Origin of the sequence: Olivibacter sp. EAT-5, from assembly GCF_044784325.1 — a bacterium.
GTDB classification, from domain to species: domain Bacteria; phylum Bacteroidota; class Bacteroidia; order Sphingobacteriales; family Sphingobacteriaceae; genus Olivibacter; species Olivibacter oleidegradans.
The window spans coordinates 509421-536285 of sequence record NZ_CP173028.1; the positions used below are offsets into that span (position 1 = coordinate 509421).

Here is a 26865-nt window from a genome sequence, read left to right on the forward strand (position 1 = left end):
TCCGCTAAAAAGAATACGTACCGGCCTGCAGTTCATAAATCACTTCACCGCCCTGCTGGCCGATTTTTTTGATATAATTTCCGTAGGGCTCCACATCAATATCATCTTCATGTTTCAATCGCAATGTTGCACTACAATTGGGTGGCACAATAACCTGCAGGGCTAAGCGCTCCTCCCTTTTCCATTTCACTTCAATAAGGCCCGCAGGAGAGTTGAATGAAGCTTCCGCCCATCGCAGCGCGGGTAAGGCGCTGGGAGGACTCACAACAAAATGTTGATATCCAGGCCGCTTTGGATCCAGTTTGATGCCAGCAATACCATCTATATACCACGCTCCCGGATAAAGGTACGAGCTATGTAAGAGCGAATGCCCGGGTAGATCTTTCTCCCACATCTCCCAAATGGTGCTTGCGCCATTCGCTTTCATGTAGCCCCAGCTCGGATAATCCGTTTGGGAAGTCATGCTATAAATCAAATCGTTTCTGTTATTTTCACGGAGCAATTTAAACAACAGCGCACCACTGGTGATACCCACATGAATATGACCGTTCCTGTTAAGCAGAATTTCTTGTTCCAGTCTTTCCATCACCTGAGGACGCAAATCTTTAGGCATAATATCCGCTAAGAGTGCTGCGGCCAGATTCGCCATGGAGCTATCGGCATAGCTGTTGTCCGTCTTGTTAAAAAAACGATCGTGAATAACTTTACTATAGACATTCGCCTGTTCCTCCCATTGGTTAGCTTCCTTCTCTTTGCCAAGTGCATCTGCAATTTTTGCGGCTGTCCTTAAATTGTACACCCGGTAGCAATTATTAAGACAGAGCGTTTCGGGCTTATCATTATTCATTCCTTCAGCAGTAGCTCCCGGCCAGAGCCAGTCGCCCAGAAAATCCCAATGCCCGCCAAATCGCTGCAAGAGACCCTCTTTCGTATTTGAATCCAGAAAAGCCAGCCAATTTTTTATCAATTCAAAATTCTTTTCCAGTATCCGCTTGTCGCCCTGCTGTTGATACATTGCCCAAGGTAAGGTCACCACAATCCCGCCCCATGCAGGCCCACCACCCCCCATATAGGTCGGAGCAGTATGTGGCAGGATACCATTGTTAAGGATTCGGCCACCCATCAGTTTCTTACGGGCAAAGGTGCTATCATACATATTACCGACGATGCTCTCCGTTCCACTTACATCACGCCAATCTTCCATCCATTTGGTGTAAAAAGCACCCATATGATAATTAAGCATACCCGTTTCGCAGGTTGCATGAGCATCCCCCCCATAACCGAGGCGCTCCCGTTGCGGACAATCGACAATATATCCACCCAACGAAAGGTTTTCAAAAGTCCACCGCACCTTATCATAAATCCATTGTTGCAACGAATCGGAGCACGCAAATTGCGTTGCGGATTGAATACCGGTGCGCACCACCCAGCCGTGAATAGCTGATAGTTTTGGCTTTTTCTTTAAACCTTTAATAGTAATCCACCGACCCGAACTATAGTTGAATCGATTCCGAAAAACGCCCTTACCCGTTGCACCTATGATATAGGCGCTATGTAAACCGAAGGTCATGTCGTCTTGTTCTCGTTCCGAATAGAGAAATTGAATAGTATCTCCCGGATTTCCTTTTATCGGTACTTCGGTCCAGCCCGCAAAATTAACACCCATATCTACGCGAAATGAACCGTCCGCCCTTTCTTCTATACTAACCGGCCGAATTTCGTCGAACAGGTAATTTTTTTCTACCTGCTGTGCCGACAATTTCAACTCCGGTTTATAAACCACCACATTTTTCCAAGCCGAATCGCCACCATCAAGCCGGTTCCATTCCGGCATTTCCTGATTGGCATTCCATAATTCACCGCCCATTCGATTGGAATCCCAAATACCGAGCAGTTTATTAGGGCTTGGATGGGTTTTCCAACTAACATCGGTAGCTAGTAAAAATATGGGCTTCGCATCAGCCTGCGGTTCCTTCTCTGCATAAATGGCAGCCTGCGCCAGCACGATAGGGGTGTTGGGCCGATGGTCTGAAACGTAAGGACCGTGGATGGACCAAGACGTTCCTAACCAAATTGCAACCACATTTTTTCCTTTCTTTAGAGCAGGTGTAATATCGTAGCTTACGTAACGTGCACGCTTGGTATGGTCGCTTACTGCCGGAGCCAGCACATCCTCGCCTATCCGTTTACCATTCACATACACTTCATGGAAGCCAACGGAGGCGACAAAAAGTGATGCGCGGCCCGGACGTCGCGGTAACTCAAATGTTTTACGCAACCAAGGATCAATAATATTGCAGTCCTTCTGTTTGGGATCGAAAAGCTGATCCGTGCCAATCCATTCCGCCTGCCATTCACCTGGTTCAAACAAGCCGGTAGTCCATTGCGCCGACTTGCTCCAAGGCGACGGCTTCCCGTCTTCATCCTTTACGGCAACTTTCCAATAATAGGTTCGGTCGGACAGTAAGGGCTTTCCTTGGTAGACAACCTGCTGCATCGCGTCTGAATTGACCCATTTGGAGTCCCACATATCGGCCTCCCCCCTATCCAGCAGACTTGCTTTCGAGGCGACCAAGATCCGATACGCTCCCTGCTTTTGTCCAAAAGCCTTTTTATCCCTCGCTTCCAAAGTCCAACTAAAGCGTGGAAATTGTTCATCGATCCCCATCGGGTTTTCTAAGTATTCAAACCGGAGATTGACAGGTATGATACTTGCTTTTTGCGCAAAGGAAATGGGTACTGCCAGGCAGTAGAACACTAGTGAAAGGAGGATTTTCTTCTTCATGGGAGTATTTTTTTCTATCAACTTCAATACGCATAGGTCTCAATCGTCACGGGCCCGAGCAAGCCCGCCGGATGTAGCGGACTATCCCTTCGATAAGGATTGATCGGCAGCCAGGTGGTACGCTTATCTTGTGGGATACCCAGATCACCAATCAGCCGGTTTACCCAAGTATTGACAACTTTGATCTCTAGCTGATTTTTCCCTTCTTGGACAGCAGATGTGATGTCTATTTTATAAGGTGGAGTCCAAGCACCACCTGCATCTTTACCGTTTATCCGGACTTTTGCTAAGGCAATAACGGACCCCATATTAAGGTATACCCGTTGCCCTTCCTTAGGTTTCTGCAGTTGAATGGTCGTTTGATAGTTCGCAGCTCCCGAGTAATAGCGTATTCGCTCATCCGAATGCTTCGACCAATCGCTCAAGCTATCAAAGACTACCGGTTTATCCGGCCCCTGGGCTGTTTGATCGAATATCACCGTCCATGGTTGCCGGATGATCTCCGTTTTTGTAGGAGACGGAAAGTTCAACCGATTTTTCTTCTCATCGAGCTTGTTGGCCTTCCGGAATACAATAAAGGCACTCTCATAGGCTTCGAGCAACAGCGGTACGGTTGTAGTCTGTTCAGTTTGACTAAATTCCGGCAATTCCCGTCGGCTACCATCGATCGCATTCCATAACGCCGGAACCTTGTCGCTAACACGAAATTCAGGTGTTATACGGATCGCTTGATCCGTTTGGTTCGACACAAAATAGATATCGCCTCCATCCAATCGGCGATGAATAAATAAAGCCGTATCCCGATCCGCTAGTTTAACATCCGGAAGTATTTGCAAGCTATCCAATGCCGCTTGCAGGTCTATACCATCCATTACCAAGCCCTTTCCATAAGCATACGTTTTTATTTTTTTAGCATCGATATTTCCCCACAGTTTGTCAGCCAAGTCCCGTAGCTTCTTGTCCGCTTCCCCAAAATGCTGCAAACTGGGCGATCGCTTTGGTTTCGGCCCTAATATCACACCACCATCCCTCACCAGTTCTTCAATTTTTTCGAGCAGCTCCGGACGCATGGTTTCCAACTTCGGTAGCACCAATATACGATAAGACAGCCCGTCAGGTAAAACAAATCGCCCATCCTTCACCTTCAGTCGATCCCGAATGACCTCGCCATTGATATAATCAAAGGAATAACCCTTTGGCAAGGCAGGATCCTGCACCCCCGTCATCTTAGGCGCGTCTTCGCCGATAAAATAAGCCACATCGGCCACGTATTTCCCCTGCTGCAACATAAAATTGCAGCGTTTCAGGTAATCGACAAATAAATCCATATCCGCATACCATGTATTGAAACGGTTAAACTCGTTTCCGAACCAAGCATTCATGCCTGGCCTTTTATCTTCATAGGGTTGATGAATATAAACATGCAGCAGGGAATTATTGATCCCTTCAGTAAAGAAGCGGTCACCCCGTTGTTTCATCAATGCAGGATATCGACCATAGGTGTTTCCCGCAGCCGTGAAGGATTCGGCCGACACCTTATTTTTCCCATAGATGTGTGCCGCGGAAGAAGCTGCCCTGTTTTCGATATTCCCCAGATCACCCTCGCTCCAAAACTCACCACCCACCTCATCCGATTGTCCGCCATATTGTAGAAACTCACCGGGAAAGCCCCAGTGCCCGTAGTTCTCCAACCAAATGCTTAGTCCGTGTTTATGGCTGATATCACGCAATCCGCCCACATACTCATAGGCTACCTTATCGGCAATAAATCGTCTCAAATCCCACAAAAAGCGATCGGATTCATCCTGACTGCCGATAACATACCCATACATCGCGGGGATATAGGGTACAGGATCATAACCGTATTGCTTTTTAAACTTTTCTATGAAATTGTCTGTCCAATTTTGACCGCCCATTTCATAGCTATCCTGAACAGCCACCTTGAACGTTTTCCGATCGGCTGGCGGAATCCGTCGCATAACTTCGCCCAGGAAAGCATCAAAATGCTGAACGACATGGAGGTGATTCATTTTATCGATCTCTAATCCGGTTCCTTCCGGTGAAGCAGGACCGTTCTTGACACCTGTTGGTACCATGCCGGTTCGTAAAACAATCCAGTCACCCTTCGGTGCATTCCAAATCAAGGCACCGTCAGCGTCCATTTTATCCGTAATATCCAACACAGTGGTTGGCTTTGTCAACTGTACCGCATCGTCGACAGGAGCTTGTGTCTCCCACAGATAATCATGCCAATAAGGAAGCGGAGTCGGATGCATCTTCGCCAAAACTTTCTCCTTAAAGCGCGCTACACGCGGTAAAGGACTCAGTATTATTTCGGCCAAGGCGGCATTTTCCGAAACTTCCGTAAAGACTAGGCGAAACTTCTTGGCGCGAACAGCTGCAAAAGATACCGATACAGGAGCGTACGGTTCGAAACCGACATTGAGCTGGCTATTGCTACGATCGATCTTAAATGATTTGATTTCCCGGTAACCGGTATCGACCGCAACTTGCAAGCGGACATGAAGCATCATCGCTTGCGCCGCAGGCGTAATGGTTAGGCTTCTGGCACTATAATCCTTATCCGTCGTAAAGGTAATTGCTGTTGCTAAGCCGGCAGGCAGCTTCACATGGGTCTGTGTGTCCTGATCGATCAGTAAGGGGAGGTTCTTTAAGCTAGGTTGTGCCAAAATCTCAGGACTAGCATCCGCAATTGATTGTCCGTATTCTGCGCTTGCGGGAAATGCGAGGACGCGCACATCTTGAAAGTTTTCACCCAGCTGCGGCAGTTTAACGGCAACTTGCTTGCCGCCCCTCACCAACGTTTCCGTTGCCCCTAAGTAGCGCATCGCTTGGGCGGCTTTAACCCAAGGCCCGCCCGATTGGCTCCAGCCGGGACTGTTGAATAAACCGATTTCGATGCCTAGCTCACCCGCTCTTTTTAAAGCTGCATGCGTAATTTCCCACCACCCATCCGAAAAAAGTTTGACCTTTCCGTAAGGCACATCTTCTAAACCGATATTGCCGATAAATGCGCGATTAATACCAACGGCTTTCATCGCTTCCAAATCTTTCACAACCCCTTCTTTGGAAATATGATCCGAAATCCAATACCAATAGACGCTTGTTTGGATGGAGTCGGGCGGTTGTTGAAAAGCTTCTTCCAAAGCAGCAAATGATTGATCGGTATCATCGGGGGCGCATTTCCAGCACAGAAAACACGTCCATAGTAAGATAATTGTTCGAAAAAATAGGAAACGCCAATAATTCATATTTTGATTAGGTAATAATCGGTAATTTCTTAGCCAATATAGCTTTTATTATGTATTTCTTCATCCTGTTCTATCCTGATAGGAGCTATTAGCTGTAAACTATAAGCGGTAAGCTTTAGGCAGTAGGCTATAGGCTTTCGGATATCAGCTTTTCAGCCCATCAGCTTATTTCCCTAGCTCGAGGCCTTAGCGGCTGTAAGCTATAGGCCTTAAGCCATAAGCGGCAAGCTTTAGGCAGCAACTGTCCCACCGTTGATCATTTATCACTCATCGTTCATCACTCATTTTGATAAAGTAAAAATTCAAAAGTAAAAAGTAAAAAAACCTATTTTCCCACTGTTGATCATTCATCACTCATCGTTCATCATTCATCACTCATCGTTCATCACTACCTAACTAGTTCCCTACTCAACTCTTTAACTACTCAACGCCTCCCATATAACCCGATAAACGTCTATAGCGGTCAATTCACCCGTATTTTGCTTCGTGACGTCACTCATGATTACCGGATAATAAGCGGGATCGATTGCCAGGCTACCATGCGAACCTTTAACAAGGGTTGCGTCTAAAGGGATCACATCCATCACATAGCGAAGACCCAGTTTTTTCCGCAGCAGTTTATAAAAAGCTCGTCCTTTAGATGTCATAAAGAGCTCCACCGGATCATAACCGGGTTTTTTATGAATATCTACAGCGCGCGCGTAATCCGGTGCCTTTTTATCATCTAACCAAAAATAATAAGTAAACCAACTCTGTGCATCCGCCATTAACAAGAGGTCGCCGGACCGCTCATGCTGTATATGATAAGCCTGCTGCGCATCCCGATCCAGTATTAATTTCACCCCTTCAAGTTGCGCTAACAATTGTTGGATCATCGGAATTTTACGCTTATTCTGTACATAAATATGAGCAACCTGATGATCCGCTACAGCAAATGCCGCCGAAGCCCCGGGATCGAGCAGTTCCAAACCGCGTTCTACCCGAACTTGCAACAAACCCTCCTTCCGCAATAATCGATTCACATGGATTGGCCGATTAACGGGACAAATTCCGTACTCCGATAAAATAATAATTCGCGCATGTTGTTCCTGATAATAATGGACCAGCTGTTGCACAACGCGATCAATTTCCATTAAATCCTTCCTTATTTTGGAGGCATGAGGGCCATATTTTTGTAAACCGTAATCCAAATGCGGCAAGTATATAACGCTTAAAGTCGGATCAAAACGTTTATCCGTAAGCATGGCGGCGTCGGCTATCCATTGGGTTGACTTAATATTTGCACCAGGACCCCAAAATTGAAACAAAGGAAATTGCCCTAGCCGATGTTGTAAATAATCTCTCAGCTCGGCAGGCCGACTATAACAATCGGGAATTTTCCGTCCATCGGCCAGGTAATTTGGTCGAGGCGTAACCGAGTAGTCTGCCTGCGAGTACATATTATACCAACCGAACAATTGCGCGCATGTAAAGTCAGGATCTAGCTCCTTCGCTTTTTCCCAAATCTTGTCGCTTAACACCAATTTATTCGATTGTTTCCAAAATTTCACTTCACAATCGATCCGATCATACCAGCCGTTTCCTACAATCCCATGTTCCTTGGGCCACTTGCCTGTTAGATAGGTGGATTGCACCGACGTTGTTACCGCCGGCAACATCGGCGCAATAGGTTGCAATCCATGTTCCGCGGCATAAGCTTGTAAAAACGGTGTATGCTCCCCTATCAAGGAACTTGATAAGCCAACCACATCCAGTACAACGGTCTTGTGTAACATCTCCATTAAATAATTTGATCCTTGACCCAGTTAATTTCCCTAGCTACCGAGCTTACCAAAGGCATTTTCAATGCTTGCGGTAAGACTTCCCAGGTATAGGTTTCGACCTCAATATAATCGCTCAATTTTGCTGATCGCTGCAAACTTAAAATTTGCCGCACATCGTTTTGTGTAGAAGCAATATTTCCATAATTATCTATAAACAAGGGTACGTGAAAGTGCGCCCGCCACTCTTCCACATCAGGGTTGTCCACATCCAAGAGTGCATCGGGTAAATCACGATATCGGATCAAACCGTTCTCGGTGGTTTTTGCAATCACCTGATGGAGGTAGGTATCTTCATTAAATGCATTAAACACTTCCTTTAGCTGGTTCCTATCTTCCCTTAGGGGTGACATGGAGGCTTTAATGGCCGCGCTGGCCTGTATTTTCCCAATTTGTATGCCTTCACTTCTAATGGCTTCTATTATCTCCTCGTGTTGTTCATAACCCACAGCGAAGTGGCAGACATCGTAACATAGCTGAATGTAACGCTTCAGTATCCCTGCTGCTTCCACATCAGATAGATGATGAGCAGCGGAAAGCAAGCGGCTACCGGTAGGGATTAAGTCGTTTATATACCAATCCAAAAACTCGTCTCCATTTTCCAAAAGGCCATCCGGTTCGGGTTCGATATCCAAATGCAAGTGTATACCTTTTTCCTGCTCAATCTGTCGGAGATAGATCGCCACAGCGACGATGTTTTGGGTCGCTACGTTTCGCCTTTCCTGACAATTGTGCGGTTCCCAATGCCTATAGCTTAATGGAGAGGTTGATATGCTCCCATGCATTCCTTCCGGCAACAACACAGCCAAGATATCAAAGAGTCGTTTTGTATAACTTAAACGTTCATTGGTAGTCCAATCCGGTTGGTGTACCAAGTCTTTCACGCTGGTTTGGTGGAAAGCACCGTAGGGGAACCCATTCATAGTAAATACGTAAAGCTGTTCTTGCTTTAGCCAGTCTTTAAAGGCTGCCAGCTCCGCTGGCTGAATCAATGTTCGACTGGCCTCTTCCGAAACGCGGAGCCCTATCCCCATCCGTTGTAGCGGAGCTACTTGCTCTTTAATCGCCGGAAGAAATGTCTGTAACACTTTAAAGTGTGCCGACCAACTTTCGCCGGCATGTATATTCGTACAATAAGTTAAATGTCCATTTGCTGTATACATAATTTCAAATTTAATCTGGAAGCGAAACCAATTTCCTTTGTTGTTGAACTTCATCTAACTTCTTTAAACGTGCAAGCGCTTCCCTAATCCGATCGTGATCCATTTCATGTACCTCCAGACCTACACCCACCGCACGTAGCAGCATAATGGTCAATTTACCTCCTAAATGTTCTCTAAACTCTTCCAAACCGTCGAGTAAATCGGATATGACCCTTTCATCTTTTAATAGTTGATGGAAAATAGGTAATTCATAAGCTTGCAGTACACGCAGTATTTCCTTGTAATCACATTCATTTAAATATCCCTGTAAAAAAGAATACGTTGTATCCAGTGCAATACCAATGGCAACAGCTTCGCCATGCAATATTTGAAAGTCACTCAGCTGTTCTATTTTATGCGCACTCCAGTGCCCAAAGTCTAGGGGACGTGAAGATCCCAGTTCAAAAGGATCGCCACTCGCGATGTGGTCCATATGTAATTGCGCACTTCTCCAGATCAAATATTTCATGGTATCAGCATTTCGCTTTAGAATACCATCCACCTGATCACGCAGCCATTCAAAGAAAGTTGCATCTTTGATAAGCGCTACTTTAATCGCTTCAGCAATCCCGGCCACCCAATGCCGATCGCTCAATGTTTCTAATAATTGATAGTCATTAAAAACAGCAATCGGTGGTGCAAAGGTTCCGAGGAAGTTTTTCTTACCGAAAAAATTGATTCCATTCTTTATGCCGACCCCTGAATCGTCTTGAGACAGCACGGTGGTGGGTACGCGGATGTGTTTGATCCCTCGGTGCGAAACAGCCGCGGCATAACCGGCCACATCCAATACACTTCCGCCACCAATAGCAACCACAAACGAATGGCGATCGACTTTATGCCGATGGATAGCCTCAACAATTTGATTAAAGTAGTACGGATTATTCTTCGCTACCTCGCCACCGGGGATGATTATTTTTTCTTTCACAAGCGCTAAATGTACCTGCCCCTGAAAGTACACATCGATTTGCTTGAGGAGGCCCGGATGAGCAAGGCTAAGTTCCTCGTCTATTACAAAAAGTAATTGACGAACCAAACCAGGCTTTAGGTAAGGCGCTAGCGCATCCCTAAATAAAGAATTATCGATTGAAAAGATATTTTCACTAAAGTATACCTCGTACTGAAAGGTCACTGTCAAATGCTGCTTTAAAATGTGTTTCATGCGATAGTTTTGTTTAAGTAACCGCGAAAAATCGCGCAATGCAAATCGAAAGGGGCAATAGTAACAAGATGATTCCGGTTAAGACGAAGGCACTGCTAGCCATTGCCCAAGCGGCGTTCACGACGATCAAGCCGATGATACCCGCTTTTACCGCTTTACCAACGTTTCCTGCATCGGCATCTAGCATGGCTCGAAACAAGGGAGGATAGATGACGATCACCAACACAACCAAACAGGATAGGGTATAAGCAAAGGAATGATGGATATAAGCAAATAAGCCAATAGCCGCAATCACGAGCGTATATGCACCGGTGGCTATCATAGCGCTGGATTTCCGACCTCCATGAACTTCCCCGCTACTAATCAAGGTGATTGCGGCAATATAAACGATGGGCACGAGCGATATGTATCCCATAGCTAACAGGTTGTGGGAAGCAATCGCTATTCCCAGCAAAAGATTAGCCCCTCGGCAAAGTCCCATCACCAGTGGGCCAAACAGCCGGTGATGTTTTGCCCATTTATTATAAAGAAGTGCTGCGCATACAATGAAGCTCGCAATCATACCGGCTGCAATATTGACCGTACAAGCAGCTAAAAGTCCGAATACAAAGAAAAGACTTCCAAACAGCGCAGCCTGTCTAACAGAGACCTTTCCGCTGGGTATAGGTCTTTCGGGACGTTCGAATCGATCGATTGCCGCATCAAAAACATCATTGAAAACAATTCCACCACCATACAAGCCGATCGTTGCCATGCAGAGCCACAGGATATCCGTCTCGCCAATGCCGACGGCATCGCTAGAGGCTGTCGACAAAGCTACCCCGGCCAGTACATCACTTATAGCGGTTAAAATGTTTGCCGGTCGCAACAACCGTAGGTAGTATTTTATTTTTCCCATATCAGCTAATGATGATCGATGACTTGTCTATTCGTGGTTGCTGCCCTCCGCGGAGCACACTATTACCCGCAAACTTTTCGCGTTGGTCTACCTTTGCTTTCACGACGAAATCCTGCGGATCAAGTTGACCGCTCCGGGCGAAAGCCGTTATGGCATTTTGATAAGTTACCAGGTGAATTTCTTCATCACTGATTCCTTTCGCTTTCATGAGCGCCGCGGTTTTTGGAACCGCTAAGGGGTCACTAATCCCCCAATCCGCAGCCGAATTAATCATGATACGCGCTGCTCCATATCTTTTCACCAATTCTACCATGCGCTCGTTGCCCATCTTCGTAAAAGGGTAAATCGTAAAAGCTGCCCAAAAGCCCCTGTTCAGGACCTCTTCAACAGTTTCCTCGTTATTGTGATCGATAATGAGTTGATCAGGGGCCAACCCATGCTCTAAAGCAATTTCCATACTCCGAAGCGTACCTCGTTTTTTATCGCGGTGAGGTGTATGAACCTGCACCGGTAACCTTGCCTTTTTCGCCAGTTCCAGTTGCAGGCGGTAATAATGCTCCTCCGCAGCTGTTTGATCGTCAAAACCGATTTCGCCGATACCCACCACCCCCTCTTTATGTAAAAACAAAGGCAATAATTCCATTACTTGCGCCGCCAAAGCGGTATTATTTGCCTCTTTGGCGTTTAATCCAATCGTACAATAATGTTTAATCCCAAATTGCGACGCTCGGAATCGCTCCCATCCGATCAAACTACTATAGTAATCCTTAAAGGTATGCGCGCTGGTTCGGGGTTGACCTAACCAAAAGGCTGGCTCAATAATGGCAACAATACCTGCATCTGCCATCGCCTGATAATCGTCGGTTGTACGGGATGTCATATGGATATGCGGATCAAAGAAATTCATCTCTTTTACCGTTTCCAACAAGTCGACACTTAAAGGGGATACCGCATCTTCCCCATTTATAAACAATTGGTTTCCACACATAAGTTTTACGCTACTAATTCATGTTAAAAGAATAGTTCTTTTCGCTCAAACTGAGCAATTTCCGCACGGGGAGGCTTACAGTCCTACCCGCCGCCTCACGTTCTGCTACATAATCTAAAAGCGCCGAAATAAGCGGTTCATTCATACGTGCATATATTCCGACTATATACGCTAACTGCATGTCATTAAAGATTGCTTTCAAGATGAGTTGATTCCATGCGGCATTATCCAGATAGAAAAAGGGATAGGGGTTGTCATACATAATAGCCTCATGTACAAGTCCAATATTCATCCGAATTCCTTCCACACAGACCGATTTCCAATGATCAGGGTATTCCAAAACGATCAGCGAACTATATAAGGCAACCATTTCGGATATATCGGCATAATCAAATAAATGATTTAACACCTGGACATAATCAGCTTCCATCAAGTCTCTTAAATTTAGCAGTAGTAACATACGCGCTAATCGATGCGTATCCCAGGCACGCATCTGAAAACCCGGCGCGATCAACTGCAAGGCTTCGCGATCCGCGTCCAATAATTCAACCGCCTTTTTCGGTAATATTCTACTCAGCGATGAAAAGGTACCATAAATATGATCGGAACTCATCTTCACCTTACCAAGCTGTTCCTCCAGCCACTTCCAATCATTGATTTCAAAGTTTAATTGCCCAATGCGATAAGCTAATCCATTAAGCTGGCTTTTAGTTTCTTCGTTCATATCCTTCTAGATCAGGCACTTACATAATAATTCAATCCCAATGCGGTACTGATAATCAGCAGTCCAAAAAATTCCCGCGTTTTTTCAATGTAGGGTTTCGTGGCCTGCATACTTTCCACGATGCTCTGCCGCTTATATTTGGTAAACCAATCCAGCACCCCATCCTTCACAAAAAAGAGAATAGAGGCGTAGGCGAGGTAAAATCCGATGGCCCCTAAATAGACTATATGGAAGTACCTATTCAATACGGCAAGTCCGCAGAGCACCGCTGCTAACACATAAATGGGAACCCATAACCAAGAGTCTTTGTCGTTTAAATTAAAATAAGCAAAGAGTAAGAACGACAAAAAGAAAATAATATTCAGTATCTGTAACCACCACATAGCCAATAGATTTTAGTGCAGTATTTTCAATTTCATATCCCTAAATTCCACTCTCATTGGCGGACCAACGTGAATCTGAACACCGATGAAGCCTGCATCACGGCGATTTTTACCGTCATTGTCAAGCACTTCACTCATCAAAACACCATTGATATAATGTTGCAAGCTATTTCCTTTTGCGACGATCCGACAGGTATTCCAATCGTTTGCTTTGATCGCTGCCCGAAGCTTCGCGTCTTCACCAAGGGTGCCTTTTACCATCAATCCTGTCCAGGCATTGTTCTTTACTTCACCACCATTAGCATCCGGGACTTCAACGACCTGTCCACGATAAGCGAGTGTGGTCCGTTTACGCTCTTCATAAAGTTGCCCGGTATAGTTATTTTTCCCATCTATATCGGCTTGATATCCCTTTAAGGCAAATGGCGTATCCTCAAGCTGTTCGCTCCGATAATTTATTCCACTATTACCAGCGTCCGAAATTTTATACTGCAAAGTCAAGTCGAAATCCGCGGGTTGCCCTCCCTTCCATATCAAGAAGGTATTCCGCTTCAAGGGTTCGTCAGTGGCCGTACGTTCACCTATTATTTTTCCGTCTTCTACCCGCCAATAGCTCGTATCACCTTCCCATCCCCTGAGTGTCTGACCATCAAACATAAGCACGTATTTGCCGTCTGCCGACGCTTGATGGCCATTGTTGCTTTCGCCGGTGGATTGACTGCAAGCGCCGAACGGCAGTATAAGCAGTAAACAAGCGATTAAGTCTCGCTCGAAGCGCTTCTTTATTATTTTTTCCATAATCTATTTAGATTTTCAGATCAATTATTGTGTTTCCGCTGCCCATACCACATCCGTCTGCTGCCATTGGCCGGACGAGGCAGAATGAAGGACGGCTTCGCAGACCTTTTGCGTTTCTAAGGCATCCCGAAAGCTTGGTGCACAAGCTTGTCCGCTCTCCAGACTATGCAGAAAGTCGGCTACCTGATGTACAAAAGAATGCTCATAGCCTATTGAAAGGCCAGGAACCCACCATTTATCCATATAAGGTTGATCGCCATCGGTAACGAGAATCGATCGCCATCCCCTTAGCTCCGACTCATCCCGGTGGTTAAAGTAATCCAATCGGTTCAAGTCATGCAGATCCCACTTTAATGAGCCGTGCTCCCCATTAATCTCAAAGGTGTACAATGCTTTATGACCACGGGCGTAGCGTGTCGACTCAAAAAGTCCAAGGGAGCCATTTTCAAAATGGCAATGAAAAATACAGGCATCATCAATTTTTACATCCTGCAGCCGCCCCGTCTCTTCATGCATTCGTTGTTTAACAAAAGTTTCCGTTACAGCCGACACATCCTTGATAGCACCATTTAACCACATCGCCGTATCGATGCAATGTGCCAATAAATCGCCTGTGACTCCTGAGCCGGCGGCGTTTGCATCCATACGCCAGAAAGCTTTTCCTCCCTGTGGAAGATGCTCATTAATCGTCCAATCTTGCAGAAAATTAGCGCGATAATGAAAAATACGACCTAATTTACCGCTATCAACGATCTTTTTTGCCAGCGTTACAGCCGGTATTCTGCGGTAATTATACCACACGGTGTTTTTTACCCTTGCCTGTTCAATGGCCTTAACCATGGATGCTGCCTCCGGCAACGTTCGGGCCAATGGCTTTTCACATAAAATCATTTTCCCTGCTTTAGCGGCAGCAATTGCTATTTCGGCGTGCATATTATTGGGCGTACAGATATCAATCGCATCAATATCATCACGGGCTATTAGCCTATTCCAATCCGTTTCGTAAGACTCATACCCCCATTGTTGGGCAAAAGCGGCTACTTTTTCTTTATTTCTTGCACAAACAGCTTTTAAAATTGGTCGGTAATTAAGTTCGGGAAAAAAATCGCCCACTCTCTTGTAGCCATTTGTATGTGTTCTTCCCATAAAACCGCATCCAACCAAACCTATTCTAATTTCTTTCTTCATGATCTTTCTATGTTTAGTAAACACCTTATTCAGCTGCGTACCAGCCATGCTGCTCCCGCACCTGAACCATAGCCCTTAAGATATCTTCCCAAGTATCTTGTTTTTCCATAACCGTATTGGGAAACATGCAGCCATCCCAACAGATATGGTTAAAAGCTTTTGTTAATTCACCATGACTATCTCTTAACCAAAACCCGGCATCCGTAGCAATATCAAGCTTTCCATTAGGATCACTCGCTAGGCAATGGCGTCCTGTCTTATCGTGCGAGCCGGATCCGAAAACGGTACCATCGTTCTGCGCCACATGAAAATCAATTGTCCAGGGTCTTAACTGTTCAGTCAGTTCGCGTAAGCCCGCCTGAAAGGTTCCTCGATCGCTCCATTCAAAATCTGTCGGCAAGATGCGATCTTCCGGACTGTTATACCCTAGCAAGTATAAAAGTGTATGCGCCATATCTGCCTGAAAACCGATATTAGGCCTATTTACCTGTTCCAAGGTATCTAACATCACCCGCCAGCTATGCATCCCTCCCCAACATATTTCACCCTCTGCCGCAAGCCTTTCTCCGAAACCTTCGGCAACATCACAAGCCTCGCGAAAGGTTTGTGCTATCAGTTTGCTATTTGCCACTGGATTTTTTAGCCACTCATTTACACTCGAAGCCGAATCAATGCGGATTACATTATTCGTCCTGATTCCTAATTTTCGCAGTTTTTCACCGAAACGGCAGGCCCTGCGTACCACGTCCACGAAGCGCCTTCTCTCCTCCGCATATCCCATTGCTGCTCCGCCCGAAGGGGGCCAAACCGGCGCTACCAAGGTGCCGATTACGAGGTCGAGTGTCCCTACTTTATCCACCAATTGTTTGATTTCGTCATCGGAAGCGTCCATCCGAATATGCTCGTCGAAAAGACCCAAATCTATACCGTCGAACTTAACACCATCCACCACCGCTGTTGCTGTCCGTTCCAGCAGCGTATCCAACGAAATGATTGGTTCAGCTCCCTCACCTTTTCCAACAACACCAGGCCAGGTAGCATTATGTAGTTTGGGAAAATTGTTCTTCTTCATAATTTGATTGTTTTGGAATGAATTTGGATTTTGCCTAAAAGTTGGTTTTATCTAAATCAGGATTAGCAGGACCGAAGTGTTTCAATAAGACCATCGGATCAACACGTGAATAATTGCTGATGGTAACACCATTTACTGCAGCCTTTTCCGATACGAAAAACTCATCATTAGTAAGCTGGTTGTACCGAATGAGCGCTGGAGTTTCAACCTCCCAAACACCTAGCTTTCCACGGCCTTGCATCATAATCAATCCGTAGGGGGCGCCATCGTATATCGTCACCGTTTGGCCTGGCAGAATGGTCAGTTCCTTCGCGCTAAAGGCGTCAGACTTATAACATATCCATTTTTCCTCATAACCCATTTCTCTCATCTCCGCCATTGATTTTACCGGCACAGGACGCATGAAGCGATTTTTCATCATATGGGGATCTACGTTCAACTCCCAATCGATCACATCCAGTAATTCGTCAAAATCGCCGATACGCTCTTTGGGCGTACCATTCCATAATAGCTCTTCGGGTATAACGGCCTCGTTGACGAGCGATTGGTACATCGCAAAGACATCCGAAGCTTTCTGCGGCTCATAAGTACATAAACTGCCCGGTGCGTGAAGCAAACCCGGTGGGACGTCCCACCCCGTACCAGGCTCCAAGCGGAATGCTTGTGAAAAATTGGTAATCTTATTATCGCCTTTTGAAAAATTCATCAAACAAGTTTTTATTTGATCCTTCGTTGTACCGGGCGCGATTCCCATAAACGTATAAGGGAAGTCGCCCCCATGATTATTCAGCTGTGGTGGAAAATAATAGGCTTCCGGTTTGCCCTGTTGACCGATGAGTGCTGCTTTCTCATCATTATGATGAATATGATGTGGAAGTGGGCCCATATTGTCAAAAAATTTGGAATACATCGGCCAGCTTTTGTGAGCATCCCATAGACGTTGACCGATTAATTCTCCTTTGAGTAGTTCAACAGCATCACGGAGTAGGGCCTTTTGCACGGTAGAACCCTCTTCATACACAATAAAGCTTAAGCCCTCGTGCTCGCCTGTTAATGGGCCATTTTTAGCGGGTGTCGTGGATGAGAGCCAGCGTTCGTCAATACCCCCTCGTTCGCCACCCAATATGTAGTAATCGTCCGGATGTAATTTAATACGCCTACCGGGTACACAGAAAGATCGGGGCACCCAATTGGGTGCTAATCTTAATATCCCCTCTCCCTGTTCCATTGCTTTTTGAATAATATTCATCCTATATTTATTTAAAAGTTTACAATTCGTCTGTATACGTTGAAAGCAGCTTTTCAATAGCCGCCTGTTGGCTGATCACGTCAAGCGTTAGCGTGTAACCACGCGACTCGCCCGGTTTCAATAAAATCAATTGCTGCTGCGCTCTCGCTTTATGTTGACCAATCGGCGGATGCGTACCCGGCTCCAAGCCGGTAACGTATTCGCCCCGCCCCCAATGCTGCCAGTTTGTTAGCCAAGGAAGCTGGCTTTTTTGAAAGGATAAGGAAACAGCCAAGCCGAGGTGCTCGTTATACACACCACACTGGCATTTCCCGTTCGGATCACTCTTGACGTCGATAAAGGCAGCCTCTTCCCCTTGTCCGTTATGGATCGACAAAGGCGCGCTACATTTTTTGAAGGCTTGGCCTTCTTTAAAGAGCTTATTTTTTGCTCCCGTCTCTCGTGCTTCCCAGCTCCCATGCCATAACAGTCGGCTTCCTTCGTCCACTAAAGGCCAACCGAAATTGAAGTGATAGAGTAGCATATGAGGTACGGCCGTATTCCCGTAATTAGTAATGCGATCATCGATATAGATTGCGGGCTTTCCCAATACAGCCCGGATCGTCCTTTTTAGCTCAAGATTAGGCCCTAGCGGGTGCCCTTGCCTGATGATTCCCGTCATAGACATCGTAGGTTCAGCATCACGCAGATCCGGTTGGATAACAGCGATTATTTCAGCAGGTGAATTACTGATTTGATCATGTAAACCGCGTGCACCAAAATCATCCTGCTCGGGCCCACCTGTATGAGTAAGCCCACAGGTTACTAATAAACCACCTCCAAAAGTTCGCAGCCAATCGGTACCGCGATCTGCAAATGGTTGTGCCTTCATGACGCCTAACCGACTTAACCAGGATAGGCTATGCTGATTAAAGAAGGCCTCCGCGATGTCCATTGTCCGATCGATGACGACCTTAAACCGCAAGCCTGCGCCGGTATTAATCCAAGCAATACGGGTTCCCGCCCCAAGGCCATTATCCAACACCGAGGTTTCTATCCCACCCAGTTGACTGGGATTAGTGACTTTTTCTAACCAATTGCTTCTTTGCTTGTCATCCATCATTTAGCTTTCTTGGGTTTGAACAATTCACTTTCGGCATTTCCCCCCGACTTCAGGTAGGCCATCAGGTCTTTAAGCTCCGCTGGATTTAATACATTGATCGTACCCGGAGGCATCATGGAAACTTCTGCTATCTTGCTAGCCGTCACACTTTTCTTAGGGATTTGCTTTAAGACCTGTGGTGCATAAGGGTTTTGCGATACATAATAATTCTCTTCGTCCTCATTTTTAAGTCGGCCTAAAATAGAACTGCCATCTTTCAGCGTAAAGACCGTAGAGGCATACTGATCTGAAATAACCTTATTGGGTTCGATAACTGATTCCAAAATGTCCTTCATGGTAAAACGTGTACCCAGCTGCGTTAAGTCGGGCCCGATAGAACCGCCCTCACCCCGTACCGTATGGCATGATTTACAACGAATCGCGGCAAATAGCGCTGCCCCTCTTTTAAAATCACGATCGCCTGAGTCTTTTTCGACAATCGGCAGGGCATCCTCCATCTTCCAATTTTTACCCGGACCCTTTGGTCCTTCTCCCTCAAAAGCCAAGGAAGTGCCGGTAGCACTCAAAAGCGAATCGCCGGATAATTTATTATAATGGACGTATTCACTTTTCCCAACCTTTTGTAAGGCCCGCTTTCGCGCTCTGTCCAAAAAGCCGATATAGCTATTGCCGCCTTTATATCCAAAGGCATTGTAAAACCATTTAAAGTATACCTCGCGCAGTTGCGTTGTCCACCCGCTTTCTGCCACACTCAATACGGTAGCAAAATAGATTTGCTGTGCAGGTGGCATTTTGGCTAACATATTGGCAATATCCAAGCCATATTGTGGGTTCCGCAAAATCAGGTCGGAAGACTGTGTAACGGTTTCTCGACCGGCCGTATCATCTTTAGCCGTATACAATAAAGGAACGGTTTTCTCCACCACATCTTTGGCATCAAGGGCAACCAAAATCTTGCTTAATTGTTGATTTAATGCGTTATTCCCGGAAGGATACAAATTTCCCAGCTGCCGGACAATCATCTCTTTGTCCTGCCTTTTAGGAATACCTAAGCGCGCGATCGTCAGTTCATAAGCTCTAAGCAAATTTTGCTGCATGACCAATGGCAAACTGGCAATCTCAACCGTTGCCATTTTTTTCAGCATGCTGCTTTGTAATGCCGGCTCACCCGTTCGCGCCAAAGCGATCATCGCCTCTGTTAAAGTCGTCACATTTCTTTCACGCAGGGCTAAGTCTATCCAGCTTGCCACCGGTTGATGCTCAATGGCTATCCGGGCTGCATAACGTATAAAACGGTCTTTATATTTAAGATAGGGCCAAAGCTTAGCGGCCGTACCGGGAGCAGCGGCATGGTGATACTGCTCTAATTCTTTCCGAAGCTTGTGCAGATAGCTTGTCTGAGCCTGGTTTTCTTTTGTTTTATCGAGGTTTATTTTTTTGAAGTCCTTATAGTAGACCCGATAAAGATCTGATTCCAGTTTTCTTCCCCCTGTTAAAAAATACAAGGCACCATCCGGGCCAATTTCACCGTCGGTCAAGGCGAGCGGTGAACCGGAAATGAACTCCTCTGCTTTGGCTTGATAGCTTGCCCCTTTTGCCCCAAGCTGTATGCTATAAATCATACCAAAACTCCAATCAAAAGCCAGCAAGCTATTTCGGTACTTTTCAGGGAATCGGGCATTATAAGCGAACATCAGATTCGTTGGTGATCCTTGTCCGATATTTAACAGCGCCGGTAAGTTATCGGGATAGTACGCTGGCCACTTATCATTGCCCTTTCGCCAACCAAATTCAGCGCCACTGGTTACATGGCAAATTCGCGTCGGACGATACCAGGGCATTCCAAAATCCCATTCCATATCCGAATCATAAGTAAAGAGCTCTCCCTCCCGATTAAAAGCAATATCAAAAGGATTTCGGAAACCGGAACTAATCAGTTCCCACTGCGAACCCACGGAATCTGTTTTGGCAATCCATCCACCCTTATCATAGCTATCCGCATCGTGCCCTTGAGGGTCTAAAATCATACGGAAGAGATTATCCCTTTGCCAAGTGGGTGGTAATTTGTAGTGATCCATTTGCGGGAGATCGGTAAAATTGCCCGCTACTACATAGATGGATGTACTATCAGGGCCTAAGACAACGCTGTGCGGCCCATGTTCACCCGCCCCTTCCAATGCGACCAATTGAGTAATTTTGTCAAATTGGTCGTCATTGTCTGTGTCCTGGAGGCGATATAAACCACTACCCTTTGAAAACTCGTCATTTGCTTTATGATTCACCATAACATACAGGCTATTATGTGCCCATAAAAGTCCCTGAGCGAAACCCATCCCGATCGTTTTATCAGTAGTATCCTTCCCGGATCCCTCCACTTTAGGAAAGTCAAGTTTTTGGATTACCGGTTTCACCGTTGAATCCGAACCGATAGGCGGTAATTCGATACGATAGAGCGAACCAAACTGATCGGATGTGATCATTCGTCCCTTCTGGTCGAATGTCATAGCCACCCAAGAGCCCAATTCATTGTCTGAAGGACTATAAATATGTTCGGCCACAAAATCAGGTGGCAAAACGATTTTTTTTACTTTAGGGTCTACTTCTATTATTTTTTCCGGTTCTTCGCGACAGCCAACAAAGATCAACGATATGATCAGTGCCAGCCATAACACGTTACGCTTATATGATTGCATATACGATTTCTTGAATTGTTTTAGAATAATACATTAAAGGCAGGGCTACTGCATTTATCATCTAAAGGATGTTTATGTTATTAGTTGTTCTTATTGATTGTTCTTTATACTTGATCATAAAGAACCAAACAATCAAGGCTGTCCAGTTCTCGCTAGAAATTCCGTTCCCCGTACACCGTTCTGCGGAGCCGCTCCCGCTCTCAATTCCATCCCTTCGCTTTTTCGCAGAACGTTTTTTCCTATCCTTCTAACTGAATTTTCTTTACGCTCATCCTGGAAGGCCATCATTCCCTACTCGCCATCCCGGCATAATCGTTCAGAAATGCTTGAATTACCTTGAAGAATATCGTAGCAACGAGCAACAAAACATCAGTCCATCACTCATTTTAGCAAAAAGAAAAAAATCCATTTTGCGTTGCCTGATTAAACGATTACCATCCCGGATTCTGTTCAAATCCATTTAACCGAATTTCACGCTCGGGAATTGGGTATAAAAGCATATATTCCTGTATGTTATAGGAGGCCTTGCTTAAACGAGATAGTCGCTGCTTTTCTTCAATTCCGTGTTGCGTTATCACTTCGATCGCTTTAGCCGTTCGAAGTAGTTGAAACCATCGATGATTTTCAAAAGCAACCTCTACCCTCTGTTCGTGCGCAATCGCGTCACGAAGTTCCGTCTGGCTTAAACCCGACAGTGGTTGTAAGCCGGCTCTTGCACGCACCTGATTTAGATAAGGAGAAGGATCTCCACCCTGTTCGTTTATTGCTTCTGCCAGCATGAGTAACACGTAAGCGTAGCGGTATACAGGCCAATTTTCATTGGCGCGACCGTCTTCCAAGAAAGGTGGATGATAGTATTTTTTAATAAAGGGGATTTTGCCACCAAAAGCTACCGCTTCTTGAAATGACGCATTAGACGGATCGTCAAATAATTGAATAGAGGCATCTCTACGAATGTCGCCGTTTTCATAAGCGTTCCATATACTTGGCGTGGGGATGTTTGTTCCTCCCAGTTTCCCGGGAAAGCCGGTGAGCTGCATCTTCCCGTTGTTGGGGCCAAATATGAAAATAAAATTGCCTGCCTCAGTTTGTAATGCAGCATCGTATTGAATAGAGAAGACATCTTCCGCATTATTCTTTGTTGCAGGATTAAAATTATCCGCATAATTAGGTAACAAAGAATAGTTTAACGTCGTTACTTGGGTTAAAGTGGACGCGGCCAGCTCATATTCTTTCCTCGTTAGGTAGATCTCCCCCAATAGGGTTAGCGCAGCGCCTTTTGTTGCGCGACCAATTTCTGCACCGCTATACGACTCGGGTAAACTTGCCACGGCTCCTTGCACATCGCTTATAATCTGCTCATAAACCTGTTCAATCGCTGCGCGTCCTTCTGAAAAGGCCTTTTCGGGTTCGGCAACTTCATGAATCAATAAAGGCACCTTGCCAAAAAGACGAACTAAGTAAAAATATTGTAGGGCCCTTAGAAACTTCGTTTCTCCAATATATCTATTTTTTAACGTTTCATCCGCAAAAGGAACGGCATCTACCCGATCCAATATAACGTTGGTTTGTTGAATATTATCGTATAAAATTCGCCAACACGTGTTGACATAATTATTGGTTGAAGTAATCATGAATTCATCAATCTCCTCGCGTTGCTGTGCCCCCCGATCTGTTTCGTCGAACTGATAGTTGGTATTATCTGCGCGCATTTCGGTCAGCGCCCAGAAATCACTTGTATATAGAGTCTGTAAGGATGCATATGCTCCATTGACAGCTCTTAAAATCTGTCCCTCCGTTTGATAATAATTCTGATCACTTGAAAATGAGTAAGGTTCTACGTCCAGTAGATTCTTACAGGATGCACTAAGCAATAGCAAACATCCTACTATATAGATTCTGATCTTCATGAGAATAATTTTCTTTTAATGTCCGTGTTTAAGCTTAAAAGGATAAATTCGCACCCAAGGTAAATATGCGTGGGACAGGATAATTGGAATAATCTATACCCGGTACCAAGGCCCCTGTATCTTCCCGATTGTAATTCGTCCCTTCCGGATTACCGCTATATCCGGTAAATAAGAAAGCATTTTGAACCGTACCATAGAGACGCACCTGCTGAATAAATTTATTTTTCCCGATCCCATTGGGTAAAGTGTAGCCCAACGTAATGTTTCTTATCCAAGCATAATCGGTTTTTTCCACTGAATACGAATGCGTATCACGAAACATAACACGACCACGACCAGTTCCATTAGTGGTAGGCACCCGTCCGCTACCTGGCTGCTCCGGCGATCGCCATCGATCGGCAATTTCTTTTCTAACATTAAAGACACCATCGATATTGCCGGTGTAAAAGTTCGTTGCTCGCAGCATTTCAGCACCTACAGATCCTACTACTAATACCCGAAAATCAAACTGTTTGTATTTTAACGTGTTGGTAACACCCCATGTAAAGTCGGGATAGGGATTTCCAATGACGTCAAAATCTTCTACCGGCGTGATCTGCCCGTCGCCATTCACATCCTTAAAGCGCATATTACCCGGTATGGCCCCCGGGAAAGACGGATATCGCTCCAAATCTGCTTCATTTTGATAGATTCCTTCTACCACATAACCAAATAGCATACCTACCGGACTGCCAATTTTTGTGATATTGGTCGGGTTGCCCTCGCTGCTGGTACCTGAATAAATCGGATCGCTGCTTCGGCCTAATGCAAGCACCTTATTACGATTGAAAGACACATTAATATTCGTGCTCCAACTGAAATGGTCTTTTGCAATGTTCACGGAATTAATGCCCAGCTCAAGACCTTGGTTCAGCACATCGCCTCTATTTTCCGTAACGGTACTGAAACCTGACGATTCAGGAATCTCAACATTTAACAATAGGTCTTGTGTATTGCGATGGTAATAATCTACACTGAAAGTCAAGCGATTATCGAATCCTACGAAATCGATACCCGTATTCAATTCCCGCATTTTTTCCCAGCCTAAATTTGGGTTCCCTAAAGTATTCATCACACGGCCGCTCGCCAAAGTGCCATTAAATACATAATCATTCGTTCCGATATTACTCATATAGGAGTAATTTCCAATATTAAAGTTTCCTGTAAAACCGTATGATGCACGTACTTTAAGTTCATTCAACCAAGGCACATCTTTTAAGAAATTTTCATTCGAAATCCGCCATCCTAAGGCCAAAGAAGGGAAGACACCCCAGCGATTATTCGAACCAAAGCGTGATGAACCATCGCTCCGTACCGTTGCGGTTACCAAATACTTATCCAAATACGCATAATTTGCCCTGGCGAGATACGATATCAAAGACCAATCACTTTTATCCGTCCCACCGGTTATACGAGCAGCAGCGTTTAGGGTTTCGATATCATCATCGGGGAACTGATTTCCTGTAAAATCGGCCGATTGATTTTTCTGAGATTGAACGCTAAAACCAACAAGCGCAGTCAATGAATGTCCATTGTCGGTATTGAGGTCGTAATTCAAGGTATTTTCATTCAACCAGTTTAAGTATTTCGATTGTATAAAGCGTCCGCTCGGTACCGAAGGAGGGGCGGCATTTTGGTTTCCTAAGATCGACGGGCGGAAATATTCGCTGTTTCCGTCCTCATAATCAACATTAAAAGTTGTTTTGAACCGCAAATTTTTTAATATGCTATACTCAGCATAGGTATTCATTAACAGCTTAATTCGACTCGCTTTATTGGTGGTCTCATTCAGCACCATTACCGGATTGGGTACGCCGAAGGTTCCCGGGGATTGGATATAAGCATTATAACTGCCGTCCGGATTGTATACGGATGGGATGGGACTTGCAATATCAAAACCTTCGTCGCGGCCCTGACCTCTCACGCCGCCCCGTGTATAGGTCAAAGAAGGCGACACATTCAATCCAACTTTAAACCGATCCGATAAATTGGCATCGACATTGGTACGAAGCGAAAACCGGTCGAACCCCGTATTCAGCATCACCCCTTCCTGATTAAAGTAGCCTGCCGAAATATAGGTTTTGATCTTCTCTGTACCGCCCGAAACGCTTAAGTTAAGGTCAGTCATGGGGGCCACACGCGTGACCTCATCAAACCAGTTTGTTCCCTCTCCAATTAATTCAGGATTTCGATAGATTTCCGGTACATCTTCCAATGTTGGTTCACGGCCTTCTTCAAAGCGAATTTTATCCATAATCGCCTCCTTGCGCCATTGAGCGAACTCCTGTCCATTCATTAAATCCGGGCGCCCGGTTTGCGGTACTTCCTGAAGACCTGTACTTGCCGATAACTGGATATTCGGCTTTCCACTCGAACCCTGCTTTGTTGTAATAATGATGACACCATTCGCGCCTCGAGAACCATAAATGGCAGTTGCCGAAGCATCTTTTAGGACCGTCATCGATGCAATGTCTTGTGGATTCAGTGCACTCATTGGGTTAGACTGCTGTCCGGAAGACGAAGGGATTGGAAAACCGTCAATAACATATAAAGGCTCGCTACCGGCACCAATGGCACCAATTCCCCTTACTTGTATTCGGGGTCCTCCACCAGGTGTACCATTTGAGGTGCTTACATTAACACCGGAAACCTGCCCCGTAAGTGCTTGGTCCGGACTTGATATGGCTTGCCCACGCACATTTTCCATCGATATAGGAGCCACTGACCCGGTAACATCTCGACGTTGCTGGCTACCATAGCCAACAACAACCACTTCTTCCAGTCCTTCAAATGAGGCGTCCAGCACGACGTCGATTCGAGCCTCTTCTCCTACTTGCATCTCTTTCTCCTGAAAGCCAATAGCACGGAATACCAATGCTTGTCCGGGGTTGACTTTGATCTGATAAACGCCATCCGTGTTGGTTGATGTACCTTTTGTGGAACCTTTAATAAGCACCGATACACTTGGAATCGGCATCCCCGAGGAGTCTGTGACGGTACCCGAAACAGTATGCTCTTGCTGTTGCAATAACTGCTCCGGTTCGTTGTTAACAAGTCGCTTCTGAAGGACGATTAATTTATCTTTGATTTGAAAGCTACAGGGTTGGTCTTTGAAAATATAGTTCAAGGCCGTTTCAACACTGACATTCTGCAATGAGACATTAAGCGGCTTCATTAACTCGATATCATTTTTTCTGTAAAAGAACGTATAGCCTGTTTGCTGTTCAATATTGACCAGCAATTGCGCTACCGTAGCGTTTTTTTGATTTAGACTAACCTTTTGTGCCAAAATCGTTTCAGCAACTGTCGTTTGCAAACAGGCGGTGGTTAATACCGCTAGCCACATATTCATGAAAAAAAGATTTTTTAGGTATTCTAACCAGCGCCTATCTTTTAATAAAGTATCCTTCGCGCTGATGCACAGACTGCACAGATACAGTCTTTTGTCAAATTGATTAATTTGCATAATTTTGCAAGGTTTGTGGTTTATCTTGGTTAAAGAATATAGCTCATCACGCTATGCCTAATTGACTCAGATTTACCCTCATTGAGACCGATAGTGCTCGCAACACTATCGGTT

17 protein-coding genes are annotated in these 26865 nt (G+C 45.4%); all 17 read right to left on the reverse strand.

What is annotated here, in order from left to right:
- Nucleotides 1-4 precede the first annotated feature (4 nt).
- The 17 genes from ACH11B_RS02290 to ACH11B_RS02370 all read right to left on the reverse strand — a co-directional run bounded on the left by ACH11B_RS02290 (nt 5) and on the right by ACH11B_RS02370 (nt 26751).
- A complete protein-coding gene (locus tag ACH11B_RS02290) occupies nt 5-2785 on the reverse strand; it encodes a family 78 glycoside hydrolase catalytic domain (protein WP_377612963.1) in 2781 nt (926 codons plus the stop codon).
- 23 nt (nt 2786-2808) lie between these two features.
- A complete protein-coding gene (locus ACH11B_RS02295; RefSeq protein ID WP_377612965.1) occupies nt 2809-6057 on the reverse strand; it encodes a glycosyl hydrolase in 3249 nt (1082 codons plus the stop codon).
- Between the two features lie 416 nt (nt 6058-6473).
- Nucleotides 6474-7832, reverse strand: a complete 1359-nt coding sequence (locus ACH11B_RS02300) for an alkaline phosphatase family protein (protein ID WP_377612967.1) — start codon at nt 7830-7832, stop codon at nt 6474-6476.
- A 5-nt stretch (nt 7833-7837) separates the two neighbouring features.
- A complete protein-coding gene (gene eboE / locus ACH11B_RS02305) occupies nt 7838-9040 on the reverse strand; it encodes a metabolite traffic protein EboE (RefSeq protein WP_041387853.1) in 1203 nt (400 codons plus the stop codon).
- A 10-nt stretch (nt 9041-9050) separates the two neighbouring features.
- Entirely contained in the window at nt 9051-10241 is a 1191-nt protein-coding gene (locus tag ACH11B_RS02310) for a 3-dehydroquinate synthase (protein WP_377612969.1), read from the reverse strand.
- 13 nt (nt 10242-10254) lie between these two features.
- Nucleotides 10255-11139, reverse strand: a complete 885-nt coding sequence (eboC, locus tag ACH11B_RS02315; protein WP_377612971.1) for a UbiA-like protein EboC — start codon at nt 11137-11139, stop codon at nt 10255-10257.
- A gap of 1 nt (nt 11140) precedes the next feature.
- Nucleotides 11141-12127, reverse strand: a complete 987-nt coding sequence (locus ACH11B_RS02320; RefSeq protein ID WP_013663761.1) for a TatD family hydrolase — start codon at nt 12125-12127, stop codon at nt 11141-11143.
- Between the two features lie 13 nt (nt 12128-12140).
- On the reverse strand, nt 12141-12851 hold the full coding sequence (locus ACH11B_RS02325; RefSeq protein ID WP_013663762.1) for an EboA domain-containing protein: 711 nt from the start codon (nt 12849-12851) through the stop codon (nt 12141-12143).
- Between the two features lie 11 nt (nt 12852-12862).
- Entirely contained in the window at nt 12863-13234 is a 372-nt protein-coding gene (locus ACH11B_RS02330) for a transmembrane 220 family protein (protein WP_013663763.1), read from the reverse strand.
- 12 nt (nt 13235-13246) lie between these two features.
- Nucleotides 13247-14032 (reverse strand): DUF1080 domain-containing protein, encoded by a 786-nt coding sequence (locus ACH11B_RS02335; RefSeq protein WP_377612973.1) that lies wholly within the window; start codon nt 14030-14032, stop codon nt 13247-13249.
- A gap of 24 nt (nt 14033-14056) precedes the next feature.
- Nucleotides 14057-15220: a Gfo/Idh/MocA family protein gene (locus ACH11B_RS02340; RefSeq protein WP_377612975.1), complete on the reverse strand. Its 1164-nt coding sequence runs from the start codon at nt 15218-15220 to the stop codon at nt 14057-14059.
- Between the two features lie 25 nt (nt 15221-15245).
- The gene (locus ACH11B_RS02345; RefSeq protein ID WP_377612977.1) at nt 15246-16292 is read right to left on the reverse strand and encodes a TIM barrel protein; all 1047 of its coding nucleotides are present in this window, start codon (nt 16290-16292) and stop codon (nt 15246-15248) included.
- A gap of 34 nt (nt 16293-16326) precedes the next feature.
- Nucleotides 16327-17541, reverse strand: coding sequence for a hypothetical protein (locus ACH11B_RS02350; RefSeq protein WP_377612979.1), 1215 nt, complete (start codon nt 17539-17541; stop codon nt 16327-16329).
- A 19-nt stretch (nt 17542-17560) separates the two neighbouring features.
- Entirely contained in the window at nt 17561-18643 is a 1083-nt protein-coding gene (locus ACH11B_RS02355) for an aldose 1-epimerase family protein (protein WP_157622168.1), read from the reverse strand.
- Entirely contained in the window at nt 18640-21336 is a 2697-nt protein-coding gene (locus ACH11B_RS02360; RefSeq protein WP_377612981.1) for a c-type cytochrome, read from the reverse strand. Before ACH11B_RS02360 ends, ACH11B_RS02355 begins: the two co-directional genes overlap by 4 nt.
- Before the next feature lie 431 nt (nt 21337-21767).
- A complete protein-coding gene (locus ACH11B_RS02365) occupies nt 21768-23246 on the reverse strand; it encodes a RagB/SusD family nutrient uptake outer membrane protein (protein ID WP_013663770.1) in 1479 nt (492 codons plus the stop codon).
- Between the two features lie 34 nt (nt 23247-23280).
- Nucleotides 23281-26751 (reverse strand): TonB-dependent receptor, encoded by a 3471-nt coding sequence (locus tag ACH11B_RS02370; protein ID WP_377612983.1) that lies wholly within the window; start codon nt 26749-26751, stop codon nt 23281-23283.
- Between the last annotated feature and the right edge of the window lie 114 nt (nt 26752-26865).